Source organism: Actinomadura sp. KC06 (assembly GCF_004348735.1).
Classification (GTDB): domain Bacteria; phylum Actinomycetota; class Actinomycetes; order Streptosporangiales; family Streptosporangiaceae; genus Spirillospora.
On the sequence record NZ_SMKT01000199.1, the window covers coordinates 1 to 13,305 of the forward strand.

14 protein-coding genes are annotated in these 13,305 nt (G+C 67.5%); 3 read left to right on the plus strand and 11 right to left on the minus strand.

The window, feature by feature from the left end; genetic code table 11:
• A partial coding sequence (locus E1287_RS37485; protein WP_131970035.1) for a YbaB/EbfC family nucleoid-associated protein occupies positions 1–307 on the plus strand: 307 nt, incomplete at its 5' end.
• Here E1287_RS37485 and E1287_RS46485 read toward each other — a convergent pair.
• The 11 genes from E1287_RS46485 to E1287_RS44325 form a co-directional block, all read right to left on the minus strand.
• The gene (locus tag E1287_RS46485) at positions 270–2,645 is read right to left on the minus strand and encodes a hypothetical protein (protein ID WP_131970036.1); all 2,376 of its coding nucleotides are present in this window, start codon (positions 2,643–2,645) and stop codon (positions 270–272) included. The genes E1287_RS37485 and E1287_RS46485 overlap by 38 nt on opposite strands.
• A 14-nt stretch (positions 2,646–2,659) precedes the next feature.
• Complete coding sequence (locus E1287_RS37495; RefSeq protein WP_165969397.1) at positions 2,660–3,631, minus strand: nucleic acid/nucleotide deaminase domain-containing protein; 972 nt, start codon at positions 3,629–3,631, stop codon at positions 2,660–2,662.
• Complete coding sequence (locus E1287_RS44320; protein ID WP_165969398.1) at positions 3,628–5,571, minus strand: hypothetical protein; 1,944 nt, start codon at positions 5,569–5,571, stop codon at positions 3,628–3,630. The genes E1287_RS37495 and E1287_RS44320 overlap by 4 nt, the downstream gene beginning before the upstream one ends.
• A gap of 37 nt (positions 5,572–5,608) precedes the next feature.
• Positions 5,609–6,232, minus strand: coding sequence for a nucleic acid/nucleotide deaminase domain-containing protein (locus E1287_RS37500; protein ID WP_131970038.1), 624 nt, complete (start codon positions 6,230–6,232; stop codon positions 5,609–5,611).
• Positions 6,225–6,719 carry a hypothetical protein gene (locus E1287_RS37505; protein WP_131970039.1) on the minus strand — a complete coding sequence of 165 codons (495 nt, stop codon included), beginning with the start codon at positions 6,717–6,719 and terminating at the stop codon, positions 6,225–6,227. The genes E1287_RS37500 and E1287_RS37505 overlap by 8 nt, the downstream gene beginning before the upstream one ends.
• A gap of 11 nt (positions 6,720–6,730) precedes the next feature.
• A complete protein-coding gene (locus tag E1287_RS37510) occupies positions 6,731–7,057 on the minus strand; it encodes a PE domain-containing protein (RefSeq protein ID WP_131970040.1) in 327 nt (108 codons plus the stop codon).
• Positions 7,054–7,473 carry a YbaB/EbfC family nucleoid-associated protein gene (locus tag E1287_RS37515; RefSeq protein ID WP_131970041.1) on the minus strand — a complete coding sequence of 140 codons (420 nt, stop codon included), beginning with the start codon at positions 7,471–7,473 and terminating at the stop codon, positions 7,054–7,056. Before E1287_RS37515 ends, E1287_RS37510 begins: the two co-directional genes overlap by 4 nt.
• 460 nt (positions 7,474–7,933) lie before the next feature.
• The gene (locus E1287_RS37520) at positions 7,934–8,473 is read right to left on the minus strand and encodes an NUDIX hydrolase (protein ID WP_131970042.1); all 540 of its coding nucleotides are present in this window, start codon (positions 8,471–8,473) and stop codon (positions 7,934–7,936) included.
• Positions 8,470–9,696 carry a hypothetical protein gene (locus E1287_RS37525; RefSeq protein ID WP_131970043.1) on the minus strand — a complete coding sequence of 409 codons (1,227 nt, stop codon included), beginning with the start codon at positions 9,694–9,696 and terminating at the stop codon, positions 8,470–8,472. The genes E1287_RS37520 and E1287_RS37525 overlap by 4 nt, the downstream gene beginning before the upstream one ends.
• Positions 9,693–10,415, minus strand: coding sequence for a hypothetical protein (locus E1287_RS37530; RefSeq protein ID WP_131970044.1), 723 nt, complete (start codon positions 10,413–10,415; stop codon positions 9,693–9,695). The genes E1287_RS37525 and E1287_RS37530 overlap by 4 nt, the downstream gene beginning before the upstream one ends.
• Entirely contained in the window at positions 10,357–10,653 is a 297-nt protein-coding gene (locus E1287_RS44325; RefSeq protein ID WP_165969399.1) for a hypothetical protein, read from the minus strand. The genes E1287_RS37530 and E1287_RS44325 overlap by 59 nt, the downstream gene beginning before the upstream one ends.
• Positions 10,654–11,314: 661 nt before the next feature.
• Here E1287_RS44325 and E1287_RS37535 point away from each other — a divergent pair.
• A complete protein-coding gene (locus E1287_RS37535; protein WP_131970045.1) occupies positions 11,315–11,776 on the plus strand; it encodes a nuclear transport factor 2 family protein in 462 nt (153 codons plus the stop codon).
• A 95-nt stretch (positions 11,777–11,871) separates the two neighbouring features.
• Positions 11,872–13,113: a hypothetical protein gene (locus tag E1287_RS37540; RefSeq protein WP_243719707.1), complete on the plus strand. Its 1,242-nt coding sequence runs from the start codon at positions 11,872–11,874 to the stop codon at positions 13,111–13,113.
• Positions 13,114–13,305: the final 192 nt, after the last annotated feature.

Consider the following 13,305-nt stretch of genomic DNA (forward strand, 5'->3'; position numbering starts at 1 on the left):
GGTCGGGGAGGCGGCCGAGGGGAAGGTCAAGGCCACCGCGGCCGCGGGTGGACGCGTCAAGGGCGTGGAGATCAACCCCCGGGCCATGCGGATGACTCCGGAGGAGCTCGGTGGGCATCTGGTGACGGCTGTGAACGCGGCGCTCAAGGACCTGCGGAGCAAGACCGCGGAGGCGGCGGGCGACGCGGTGAACGCGACGACGCTCGCCAAGCAGGCCGAGGAGATCCAGACCGAGGGCCTGCGTCAGATGGCGGTGTTCGACCAGGCGATCACTGAGGCGCTGTCGAAGATCCGGGGCGGTCGCTGATCCGGTGAAGGCGGAGCGTCGCCGTCCCGTGCGGGCCGGCGACGGCTAGGAGGCCTTCGGGGGTCAGGGCCAGGGCGTTGACCGTCAGGCCCAGGTTCATGACGCGTTCGTCGCCGGTGAGCAGGTCCCAGATCCTGATGTGGCCGTCGGTCCAGGCGATGGCGGCGACGGGGCCGAGCGGGAGTCGCGCGAAGGTGGTGGCGGTGACGCCTGTGTTGCGGCGAATGAGTGGTTCGTCCACCGGGGGCTCGTCGATCGCCCAGAGGCGTACCGTGCCGTCCGCGCCGCCGCTGATCAGGCTGAGACGGCCGCTGTCGCCCTGCATGCCGGCCACGGCGGTCACCGGGCCGTCGTGCAGGCGGTGGGAGCGGACGTGTTGTGGGGCGGAGGGCTCCCATACATGCACTTGTCCGGATGTGTCGCCCGCGATGAGGCGGGTGGTGCCGGCGGTGCCGAGCGCTGTCAGGCCGTGCCACTTCTTGAGGGTGTCGCGTACCGTGCCTGCGCCGACCTGCGCGGGGCCGACGTCGGGCGCCTGGTTGAGGAGGCCGCTGATGCGGTCGGCGCGGCTCTCGGACTTGGTGACGGCGCTCGCACGAACGGCGCGATGGGCGTCCAGATGCAGGACGGTGCCGTCCGGGAACCAGACAAGGCCCCAGATCTCCGGCACGCCGCCGGCGATGCGGCCGATGGGCTTTCCGGAGGCGGCGTCGAGAGTGTGAAGGGTGCCGTCGGCTGCGGCGACCAGGAGTGTGTTGTCACGGCGGGTGAGTGCGGACACCGGGCCCGTCCAGGCACCCGCTCCGTGGGCGGACGAGGTTTCCGCGTGGGGGGACGAGGCGTGGGCAGGCGAGGCTTCGGCGTGGGTGGACGAGGTTCCGCCGTGGGTGGGCGAGGGTTCGGCCAGGGTGGACGTGGGGTTGTTGGTGTTCGTCGGCCCTGCGGTGTGGTTGGGCGGTTCGGTCGGAGTGTTGCCGTTGGGTGAGGGTTCGCTGGGGGCGGTCGGAACTTTGTTGTGGTCGGGCTTGGGTGCCAGTGGAGTCTTCGGGCGGGTGTTGGACCAGGCGGGTTCCCAAGCGGTGGACGCGTGCGGCGCGAATTGGGCGGCGAGCGAGTCGTCCCCGAGAAGCAGTGCCGACAGCCGGAGGAGGGACGCGCGTTCGGCCGGGTCGGAGGTGGAGAGGAGTCCGGGGCCGACGGCGCGCCACACCGGCCACGGGGGCGCCGCGTCCAGGGTTTCGAGGACGGCGGTCGCGGCTCGCGGATCGGCGTGGACGAGTTGTCCGGCGTCCGAGATGAGGCGGTCGGCCACTCCGGTGACTGCGGCGTGGCGCAGAAGATACGTGGTTATGTAGGGCGGGCACTGGGCCCAGAGCGGAGCACGACCGGCCGGGTCCTTCGGGATCTGCGTGTAGAGGGCGCCGCCGATCGCGTGCTCGATCTGCGCGTTGAGTTCCGGCGTCCGGCGGCGTACGAGCGCTTCCCGGAGCGGACGCAGACCGATCTGGAAACCGTCGTCCACGCGCGTGACCAGGGGCGCGGCGAGGTTGACCGAGGCGCGGGCCCGATCAAGGTCGCCGGTCAGCGCGGCCGTCAGCGCCGTCCAATGGCCGGCGTCGATGAGTCCGTACGCGGAGGCGAGGACCTCCAGCGCGGGGACGGCCTCGGGCGGTACGCGGTCCAGCCACCGTTCCGGGACGTTCTCCGACGCCTCCGCCGAGAGGGCGAGTTCGGCCAGGCCCACGTTGGGGAACAGGGCCTCAGCGTGGACGGTGTTCGGATGCTGTTGCCGCAGCCATGCCGTGAACGCCTCCCGGTCGGTCAGCTCCGGATTGTCCAGGTGGACGACCTCGGCCGGGACGGTGAACGCGGAAAGGACCTCCGGACGTCCCTCCACCAGCAGCCTGACGTGCTGCGACTCCAGCAGCGGGTCGAGCAGGCCGGTGATGATCGCGGGGGCGGCGGAGCCGTCGCAGGCCGGGCCCGCCTCGTCCAACTCGCCGATCACGACGGTGGCGGGACGGCGGTCCGCCGCGATGCCCGCGACGACGACGTCCGGGGACCCGCCCGCGACCGACAGCTGCTCCGCCAGCGCCCATGCCAGCGCGTGCGGCGTCATGCCCCGCGCGCTGATCATGGCGTGCACGGCGCGGACCGGGCCGGTGTCGGCGAGGGCCGTCCAGGCGGTGAGGTGGCTCTTGCCGGTGCCGGGCGCGCCGGTCACGACGCAGAGGCGGGGACGAAGGACGTCGGTGAGCCACGCCCGGACGGCCGCGGCCGCCGGCGCCCGGCCCGCGCCGATCGACGGCGCCTGGTTCATCTCGACCGGTGTCGACACTGTGATCCGCTCCGTCAGGTTTCCTGTGCCGCCTGCTGCATGAGTTCGAGCAGGCCCCGTTCGCGCTCGTCCGCCGTCGCGCCGTAGTCGAAGCTGTAGGTGAACTCCGCGTTGCGGAAACGGCTGAGCCGCAGCCGGCAGTAGTTGCCCGGCAGGAAGCAGGGCTCAAGCTCCGTGTAGACGCGCGTGACCTGGCCCGGTGCGATGCCGCGCGCGTCCAGGCGATCCCAGAGGAGGCGCTCGGGGTGCGGCAGGCCGACCCGGGCCTGTTCCGTTTCGACGTGCTTGCCGCCGCCGGCCTCCTCGTACTCGATGGCGGCGGCGAACGGGAAGCTCAGCGCGTGCCGGATCTGCTCCAGGACGCGCGGCCACCATGCCTCGTCGTCCGCGAGCGCCGGTTCGTCGATCTCCAGCAGCGACCGGCGCAGCTCGCGGAAGATCTCGGCGGGGTTCCGATCGCCGGGGGACGCGAGCAGCGGCAGGTACCGGTCGAGGGCCAGGAGGGAGCCGACGAACGCTGGGACGCTGCCGTTGACGACCATCGGCGTGGCGGTCGCGGTGACGAATACGGCCTGGACATCGCCCGCCCCCGTCACGCAGATCTCGGCGCCCTGGTCGGTGCCGATGCGGCACCATCCGGCGGTGCCGGACGTGGTGCCGGGTTCCGCGCCTGGTCCATCGGCAGGGCCGGTGTTGGGTGGGAGGCCGAGTGTGGTTTCGGGAGCGCCATTGGGGACGGCGTCGGGGTAGCCGATGGTCGCCGCGTACTCGGCCAGGGCCAGCGGTTCGCCCGTTGAGGCGGTGAAGTAAGGGCCGACCTGGAGGGGCAGCCCCGGATCCGCCAGCGCGCGGGCCGCGTCGGCCGGCATCATGACCCCGCCCGCGTCCGCCCCGGGCAGTTCGGAGGACGGGATGCGCCGCACCCCCTCGGGGCCGAAGCGCGCCATGATCTCTGGACCGAAGCGCGCCATGGTCGCGTCCGTCATCGGACATCGCCCCCCTCGCCCGTGATCCGCGCCAGCGCCTCGGCGGCCACGGCCTGGTAGGCGCGGTCGGTGGCGAGGACGTCGGTGCTCGCGCCGCCCGCCAGCACCCGGGGACTCTCCGCGATCTCCCTGATGTCGGGGACGGCCGCGGACGCGTCCGCGCCGATCTCCCCGAGGCATCGCACCGCGAGCATCCCGGTGGGGGTCGCGGCCACGGCGTCCACAAGTCGCGGGAGTGTCCGCTCGGTGTCGCCGGTCACGCGCTGGATCACGGCCGCGGATCCGGGCATGGCCTCGTCCAGAAGGGGAAGCGCGGGTCGGGCGGCGGAGCCGAGGGCGAAGAGGCGCACCATGTCGTCGTCGTCCAGCCCGTCGCGGATCGCGCTGGTCAGGAAACGGAGCGGCTCCTCACCGTCGCCGGTGATCTGCCAGATCGCCCATGCCGCGTTCTGGCTGGCCTGCGGGCCGTGCTTGCGGCCGAGGAAGCGGCGCAGCACGGGGACGGCGTCCGCGGCGGCCGGGCCCAGGGCGGCGAGCGCCCGAGCGACATGCGGGACGGCCTTGCGCCGTTCGAGCAACGAGATCATGTCCGGCAGCAGCGGTTGCGCACGGTCGCCCCACTCGGCGAGCCCCGTCAGGACGTTCATCAGGTGGTTGCCCGCGAAGCCGGTGCCCTTCTTCGGCTCGTCCAGGAACGCGCGGACGGGCTCGAGGAGCGCGTCGGCGTGCTCCTTCATGCCGGCGATCGCCGGGCCGGGGTTGAACGACAGGCGCGGTCCGTCCAGGTCAGCGGCCAGCGCGGGGACGCAGCGCGCGTCACCCGCCCGGCCGAGCGCCTCCAGCGCGCTGCCCGCGATCAGGTCACGGGGGTGATCCAGGACGTCGGTGTCGAGGAGGGGGAGGAGGCGGTCGGCGACGAGGGCGATGTCCGGGCCGCCCTGTTTGATCTCCCAGACGGCTTCCTTGACGACCTCGGCGTCGTCGTCCGCGAGCAGGCGGGCGAGCGGCGGGAGGAGCCCGGCGGGGCCCGCTCGCCACGTGCGCATGATCTGGCCCGCGCGATGGACGGCCTGGACGCGCCTCTCAGCGTCAGCGGTGCCGGTGGCGAGCGCGTCGCGGGCCAGGCTGATCTGCGGAGCCGGGGACTGGTCGAGTGCGGAGGTCAGGAAGCCGGTGCGGCCGCCGTCGAGGACCCACAGCTGCCCGTCCAGCGCCGACTCGTCCGCCTGGATCTCCGCGGTGATGGCCTGCAGGCCGTCGTCGTCCAGGTCGTCCGCGCCGCACCACAGCAGCGCCACCGCGGCCGCGGCCCGGACCTCGCGTCGCGCGTCGCCGCCGTGGCCCCGGATCCAGTCGAGCGGCGGTTCGTCCCGATCGGTGCAGATGTCGGCGACGGCGAGGATCATGCTCGCGGCGGCGCCCGCGTCGTCCTCCGCGTCGGCGGCCTGCTGGAGGCGCGGCACCGGGTCGGGGTCGTGCTCCGGGAAGTCGGCGAGGACGAAGGGAGCCGCGGCCCGGACGGCCGGATCGCCGTCGTCCAGCAGGCTCATCAGCGTCGGGACGCCTGCTTCGACGGCGGAGCGTGCGGCCCGCGCCCATTCCAGGACGGTCGCGAGGTCGGGTTCGTCGTACTCGTCCTCGTCGTGGTCCTCCAGGTCCCAGAGGGCCGCGGCGATGTCCGAGAGCAGGCCCAGGATGCGCGGACGGTGATGCGTGCCCGGGTTCGAGACGAGCTCGTACAGGACGCCGACCGCCGGGACCGTCGCCGGATAGACCCAGCCCTGGTGGTAGATGGTGCCGGACAAGTCGTACAAGGCGCGTTCGACCACCGCCGGGTCGTCCGACCCGACCTGCTCCAACATGTCCGGCAGGTTCGTCGCGGCGCCGTAGGCGTGGATCAGGTCCGCCCAGTCGGCCGCGTCACGGAATCCGCCGCTCATCCCCGTCCCCCGGAAGGCTCGCCTGTGAAATGGGTGGTCACGTCAGGAGTCCCCCGGCATATCTCTTGACCGCCGAGTTCGCGCTGGACTTGGAACCGGGTATGTCATTGTCATAAGGATAGCTGTAGGTCACGTCGAGCTTGTTCCCGAAGTATCTGGGGATCCATTCCTCGCACCAGGCGCCTGGAATGTCGCATGGCTGGCGTTCGGTATAGACCTCTTTGAGCTTTCCGCCGCGCTCAAGGATCTCCATGCCCGCGCGCTTCTCCGAGTGCCGCCCGTCGCTGCGCGCGACCATGATGCGCTCGTTGCCGTCCTTGTCGATGTAGCGGAACGCGGCGTAGTTGCGCCCGGAACCGTCGCCGTTATGGCGGCGGGCGTCGTCCACCGCGCGGGCCATGTCGTTGCTGTCGCGGTCGACCCTGCGGGTTCTGACATTGGGACCGGTCTGGCCTTTTTCGCCGTCCTTCCGGTCCTTCATGTTGTACTTTTTGGAGAGCTCGCCCTCGCGGGACTTGTTCGGGTGGATCAGCTCGTATTCGCGGGTCCGGCCGCTCCGGCTGCGGAACGTCCGGGTCTCTGACAGCACCTTCGAGATGACCTTCGCGCCCGCCGGGTTTCCCCTGCCGCCGCTGCTTCCGCCCCGGTTGCGCCTACCCATTGAGCAACGCCTCCACCGCCATGCCGAGCAGCTGGTCGATGATCGCGCCGGTGATCATCTTGAAGATCGGGATCTCGGCCAGCGAGGCGCCGAAGGTGACCGCCGCGGTGGCGATGGCCTGCGCGATCTGGATGGCGAGGATGATGAGCTGGACGATCACGTTGATCTTCAGCACCAGGACGACGACGCCGGCGATCAGCAGCCCGGCGCCGACCAGCATGCAGTCGGTCGCGGCGTCCCGGATGTTCGCGGACGCGGCCTCGTCGTTCGTCCAGTCCTTCTGGAACGCCTCGAAATCCTCGCCCTTGTTGGTCGTCCAGACGCCCTGCGCCACCGAGTCCGCGCCGGACGACGTCGACTGCAGCGTTCCGCCGAACGACATCCACGTGCCGCCCATTTCCATCAGCTTCGTCTCGTCGGCCTCCGGCCACGTGTAGCCGAGCATTCCGAGCAGGCTGATGAGCTCGCCGGGCAGTTGCAGGCCCATGACCTACCCACCTATCCCAATGCCTTGCTGACGGAATTCACCGCTTGGACGTTCGACTGCTCCATCGTGGTGTAGTTCTTCGCCACCGCTTCGAGCGCCTTGACGCGCTCCTCCAGCTCCTTGGCGTTCTCCTTGAAGCAATCCATCGCCGCCTCGAAACAGGCGGTGTGCGCGAGCCCGATGAGCATTCCGATATCGTCGCCGCCCCACGGCTCGCCATAACCGGTGATCTGCGACTGGAACTGCTGCACCTGCTGGTTGAACTCGTCCGCGACCTGGCCGAGACGCTCGGCGGACGAGCTGAGCTGATCGGGTGATACCTGGAAGCCGTCGGTCATCGCCGTCCCCCGTGGAGCTGAGCCATCAAGTCTGCTATCGACTGAGTCATCTGTCGCATTTGACGCATGCTCATGTCCTGAAGTTCGCGCGCCCGGACGCCGAGCGCCTCGGTCTCCGCGCCGGCGGGCAGCCCCGCCGGATCGGCCCGGAGCTCCTGGAACGCGCCGTTCACCGCCGCCGCGACATGCTCGCCGATCTCCTCGGACGACATCCGCATCGCCCGCGGCGCCAGCTCGATGCTCTCGACCTCGCCGTCCGCCGACACGGTCACCCGGATCAGCCCGTCCGCCGCCTCGCCATGCCCCTTGGCGGACGCACCGCCGGGACGCTCACCGCCGCTCCCGCTCACCGTCCCCAACGCCGCCCGCGCCTCGTTGAGCAGATGTTCCAACTCACTACCCGGGATCCCCGCCATCGAGAGCCCTCCCCCTGCTAGGTCGCTCGGAAGATCATAATCAACCGCTCCAAAACTTGACCACGCCCCAGCCGCCAGAAGAACACTCCCCACCCCGAAGCTCTAAGTCACCAGGCCACCACCTGGGCGGACGTCTGGCAGTGTCGACATTGGATGCGCCGTTGCAGGACGGGTGATCGGCGCACCTCAGCGCAGCCAGGGGAGCGCAGGTCCGCAGCCGCGGTATCTGCGTGTGCCAGAAATGATGTTTCTGGGCTACCGCGGAAGAGAGGAAAAGCTCCTGAGAAGTGGGTGAATCTGAACCCAGGCGATGCGGGAAGGCGTCGCGCCGTACCGCCGCTTCTTGAACAGGCTGATCGTTATCGAGGGGAGCTGAGGGGCGGCATGGCCGATCATGCGTCGAGGGTGAGACCCTGGACCTCCTGCGGTCAGCTGAACCTGCGGTCGGCTGAACCTGCGGTCAGCTGAAGCGGAAGCCGGCGATGAGCAACCCGCACAGGGTCAGGCTGTCGGTGATCCGCCCCTCCCGGTACAACTCGCCCAGCCGGTCGGTGGCGACCGATGTGGTGCTGCCGAGGTCTTCCTCGCTCTGTTCGGCGGCGCCGACCGAGAAGCCCTCTTCTGGGAACGAACCTGAGAAAACGTGAACCTTCTGATCACTTAACCCGGGCAGGGCGTAGAACCAACCGCGTTTCTGGAGGTCGTGGCAAAAGAGACCGGTCTCTTCGTGGAGTTCGCGGCGCGCCGCGACGGTCGGCGACTCGCCGGGATCGATACCGCCCATCGGAAGCTCGAGCGACCATTCTCCGGTCGGATAGCGGAAACTGTTGAGCATCAGCAGGCTTCCGCCACTGGAAATCATGCTGATGACGACCGCGTCGGGACGTTCAACGATGCCATATATCCCGGGCTTTCCACTGCGTTTTATCCTGTCCTCGTATACAGTCAGCCACGGGTTGGTGTAAACGACCTTTCGAGATACTCGGGTGAGCGCGCTCAAGTTTCCACTCCTCTTTGTCGCAAGAAGCCTTGTTCTTGATCATTCGCGAATATCTTGAGAGTCAGATCGAGGCAGAGCAGCGACTGGGGTTCAAAATCGGCGACGTCGATGTCGCATCTGTGCCAGGCGAACTCGATGTCGTCTCGGTTCAGGCTGACCAGCAGGTTCTTGGAATCCCAGACATAGCGTTCGATCGCCTTGATGTCGGTTGCGAATACTTGGTTCTCCTGAGCCGACTTCGCCGTCAGCAGGCCCATCAGGTCGCTGGAGTCCGTATCGGTCTGCCAGGCCATGAGGATGTCGAACGCCCCCGTGTTCTTGTTGCGGGTAACCCCTGTCAGGCGCAGTTCGCGTGGATCTGCGCGGACATGGCCGATTTCGCGGAGCGTCTCGTGTTCTGCGGTGAGGCAAGGGTTCAGTGTCGAGTCGCCGTCGACGTCCACGGTGCCGCAGAAGCCGCTCACGGAGACGTCCCAGCGGTTGCGGGCGAAAAGGACGTTGGCTCCTCGCTTCCGGAGCAGGATCTTCTTGTCCGAAGTGATGACACAGAGTTGCGTTCCCAGCAGTCCAACCCGGTCCTCATGCCATTCGCTGCGTATTTCCGGGTCCACGTCGGAGAGGCTGTCGATGCGTTGTGTGACGGATTCGCGGACGCTCGTGGGTGAGGCGGCGTCATTTACGAGAGCGATGAGCGAATAGTCGACTCTGACGACGTCCATCTCGTAAGGGCCGTCCGGACGTCGTTGTCTCGGTGTCGTGACGGGCAGGTACCGGATCGCGTCGTAGTACCCCATGAGGCCCGCGGCTTCGCGCCGCGTGTTCAGGTGGACGAAGTTCGACACTACTTGCGGGGACGCCTTGAGTTCGGTATCCCGTATTCTGATGTGCAGCCCTGTCGCACCTATGGACTCGTCCGCAAGAATATCGAGGCCGTTCTTACCAGAACTGAGCGACTCTTGGCCAGGGAGCTCGACTCGGCTCGTCTCATAACGCCGGCCTCTTTGGGTAAGACCTTTTCTGATCTTCACGGCTTTGATGCCACCCGTGCATAAAGCGAGGCCAGCAAGTCCGTAGACCATATAGGTCACGCTCTGCCAGGTCAATCTGTTGAGCAGATGCGAAGAAAGTGCTAATGCGATCGCTATGAGGATGCCTGCTGCAATCTGCGCGGAAGCGTCGAGAAATACACCTTTCCACCACTTCTCGCTGGGCTCTCTCGTCATCCGCCGGCCCCCTGGACGCGATGGCGTCCGTTCAGCAGCCCGTCCACGGCGGCCGTGGTCGGCACGACGCGTCCCGCCGCCATGGCCAGCAATTCACTCGTCGAGGACGGGTTCTCCCCGCAGCCCTTCATCACCTGATTGGTCAGATGGGCGCCGGTGAGCACATGGGCGGTGATCCCCAGGTCCTCGCAGATTCCGACAAGCGCCGAGAGATCCTTGGGAAGACACCACTTCCCGAAGGACCCGCCCGGCACCCGCAGGGTGGTGGCAAACCTGTCGCGCCGTGTTATCTCATTGGCGAGTTCGACAAAGAACCGGCGCTGTAGGCCCAGCTCGTCGGACAGGTGCAAGTACTCGTTCCACAGACTGATGAGGACGGCGTCGATCGAGTTTTCAACGTACTTCAGAAGCTCCACTGCCTCGTATGAGGAAGATATGTATGTCGGTACGCCGGTGAATGTTTTGTAAGCCTCGCTCAGAACCTCGATCGCTTCGCTCGGTCCTGCGTAGGCGATTCTGGGCGGGCGATCGCTGTCCTCCCACTGGGTGGCCTTGGACAGGAAACTCGGGTTGACGGCATAAGGCGTGTGCTCAAGCGCTGCCGAGAACACCGCCGCCGAGCCCGGCGGACACGTGCTGCGCTGGACGACCACCGGCGGATCACGCCGCCACGTCGAGCCGGACTCCAGAGCAGAGAAGCCGAGGATGACCTCCTTCATGATTCCGAGGTCCGCGCCCGGTCAGCTCGTCCGGATCAGTAGGGACGCACACGAAGACGATGTCCATGCCGCCGAGGTCATCCAGCCGATCGATAACCGCCTGCGCGCCGAACGAATGACCGACTCTTTGTAGGGCGGCCTCGCTGGTATCGACACCGAAGACGTAGTGTCCTCTGACATTGAATGCCTTCAAGGTGTTGAAACCGACGTTTCCGCATCCGACCGCGCAGATCTTCACGGTGCCGTCTCCTAACCCTCTCCTCCTCATTGGCTATCATATTTTCTAAGCTTTCACCTTTCGGTATGCCCGAAATGCTGATTTTGTAGACCCTTGGCTTGCGGCGTTGGCGCGCTAGCGGCCCACCTTTTTGGCTTTGCTAAGGGCACCAGGAAGCGGGCTGTCGCAGGAGGTGACGAGGGTGGAGAGGGTGCGAAACACGACTTCGTTGAGACGTTTCATCCGGAAGACGGCCGGCGAGTTGGATGCGGATCGCCAGGTGTGATCGCCGATAGGTGAAGCGCCGGTATATGCGGAATTGACCAGGGCTCTACCGCCGGCGAGCGTCGGTGGCGCGCGTTGAACGTCCAACCGACTGGCTGGGCGCCTGCAACGGCAGGGGCGCGGTTGAAGCGTCCAGTCGTGGCGTCGATCGGGGAGGTTGCGCAGAGTGCATGGGGTCACGGTCGGGGATGTTGGCGGCTCCGCACGCGGTGGCCACTGTCGTCGGGGAGCCGGGCGCGTTTCCTGGCGTTCACGAGCACCAGGTCATGGGACTGGTCGCGTCCGTTGTGGCGGGTGCGCTGTCCTGTCCGGGATCGGGTGGGCGCGGTTCGATGGTCGGTGGCGCGAGTTAGAACCTGTTCTTGTCTTATTTGGCGGGGGCTAGCAGGGTGGGGGCATGGACCTGGTAGCGCTGGAAGAGATCCGCCGGTTGAAGTATCGGTACTTGAGGTGCGTCGACCTGAAGTTGTGGGACGAGTTCACCGAGGTGTTCACCGAAGACGCCGTCGCCGAGTACGACACCCCGCTGCTCGGCAAGACCCTCAGGCTGGACGGGCGAGACGCGATCATCGACTACATGCGGACGAATCTCGGCCCAGACAAGATCTCCACGCACACGGCGGGCTGCCCGGAGATCGATCTGGACGGTGACCGGGCGACCGGCGTCTGGTCGCTGGACGACATGATCATCATTCCGGAGCATCGGCTGCTCATCCGCGGCGCCGCGTTCTATCACGACACGTACCGGCGCGGCGCGGACGGCCAATGGCGGGTCGAACGAACGGGCCACCGCCGGACGTACGAGTACACGGTCTCCCTGGACGACGCGCCGAGCCTGAAGTTCACCACCTCCCATTGACCGGGACACCGCCATTGACCCGATATAGAACGGGTTCTAGCGTTTCGCTTCCGAGGCCGTGCGCCGCATCTCGTCCCTGATCCCAGGAGTGCCCGGTGGCCATCGACCCAGCAGCACGCACAACCGCCCCCGACCTCATCGACGGTCGTGATGCCGGCTCGGTTACGAAGACGTTCGCTGAAGCGGTCGTCGAGGCGGAGCGGATCATCCGTGGCGCACCGCACGTCACGTCCGATCAGGACTTGGCGGAGGGGCTCGACTACCTGGCGGGCAGCATCAAGGCGTCCTTGCACATGGTGGGCGCATACCAGCACGAACACCCGTACTTCGCGTCCTCCACCGGCCCTTATGCCAAGCTGGGCCTCGACAATCCCGACACGCTCTACTTCCACGCCTACCTGCGGGATGACGCCGAGTACGTGGTCACCGGGAGGCGCGGTACGACGTCCGATCTGAGCTTTCAGATCATGAACGGCGACTACTCGCCCAGCCGGTCGCCCGACAGCCTCACCGCCTTCGACGACCGCGAGTTGGACATCGCAGAGGACGGGACGTTCCAGCTCCGCTTCGGCCCTCCGAAGCCGAGCCAAGGGCCCGGGTACGTCGCGCTGCCGCCAGGCTCGGCGATGCTGATCGTCCGCGAGGTGTTCAGCGACTGGGACAACGAACGGCCAGGTGAGATCCGCATCCATCGCGCCGACACGCTCGGGACGTCGCCGCCGCCCGTACCGTCGGATCGGATGGCCAGACGGTTCGAGGTCGCGGGCAAAATGCTGCTGGCCAGACTGCGGACCTTCCTGGCCTTTCCGGAGTGGCACTACCTGAAGCTGCCGGTCAACACGCTGACGGAGCCGCGTCCCACGCCCGGCGGGCTGGCCACGCAGTTCTCGTCCGTCGGCCACTACGACCTGGACGACGACGAGGTCATGGTGATCACCGTTCCGGCCGCCGACTCCGATGTGGCGCCCTACCAGGGATTCCAGCTCGGCAGCATGTGGTACATCTCGCTCGACTACATCAACCACCAGACGAGCCTCACCGCCGAGCAGGCCCGCGTGGACGAAGACGGCATGATCCGCTACGTGGTCAGCGAACGGGACCCGGGCCTCACCAACTGGATCGAACGCACCGGACATCGCCGCGGCTACCTGCAGTTCCGCTGGCAACGCCTCACCCGCGACCTCACGCCCGCCGACGGCCCGACCGCCGAGGTGATGCCATTCGACGAACTGCCGCGCCGCCTTCCCCACTACGACCAACAGCGCATCACCGAACACGAGTGGACCCAACGAATCGCGGCCCGCCAGACCGCCATCGCCCGCCGGATGCTCGGCTAATGCCCACCGAACCACCACCCACCGACACGCCCCGCATCGAACCTCCAACCGCAGAACCTCCAGCTGTCGGATCTCCGACCGCTGAATCGCAGGGCCCAGGAGCACAGGGCGTTGGGTCGCCGGGAGTTGGGCCTTCGGGTATTGGGCCTTCGGGTGTTGGGTCGGCGGGTGTTGGGTCGGTGAGTGTCGAGT

Coding starts and splice junctions, on each gene's coding strand:
- E1287_RS37495 (WP_165969397.1), bottom strand. CDS start 3,631: ATGACGGACGCGACCATGGCGCGCTTCGGTCCAGAGATCATGGCGCGC.
- E1287_RS44320 (WP_165969398.1), bottom strand. CDS start 5,571: ATGAGCGGCGGATTCCGTGACGCGGCCGACTGGGCGGACCTGATCCAC.
- E1287_RS37500 (WP_131970038.1), bottom strand. CDS start 6,232: ATGGGTAGGCGCAACCGGGGCGGAAGCAGCGGCGGCAGGGGAAACCCG.
- E1287_RS37505 (WP_131970039.1), bottom strand. CDS start 6,719: ATGGGCCTGCAACTGCCCGGCGAGCTCATCAGCCTGCTCGGAATGCTC.
- E1287_RS37510 (WP_131970040.1), bottom strand. CDS start 7,057: ATGACCGACGGCTTCCAGGTATCACCCGATCAGCTCAGCTCGTCCGCC.
- E1287_RS37515 (WP_131970041.1), bottom strand. CDS start 7,473: ATGGCGGGGATCCCGGGTAGTGAGTTGGAACATCTGCTCAACGAGGCG.
- E1287_RS37525 (WP_131970043.1), bottom strand. CDS start 9,696: ATGACGAGAGAGCCCAGCGAGAAGTGGTGGAAAGGTGTATTTCTCGAC.
- E1287_RS37530 (WP_131970044.1), bottom strand. CDS start 10,415: ATGAAGGAGGTCATCCTCGGCTTCTCTGCTCTGGAGTCCGGCTCGACG.
- E1287_RS37535 (WP_131970045.1), top strand. CDS start 11,315: ATGGACCTGGTAGCGCTGGAAGAGATCCGCCGGTTGAAGTATCGGTAC.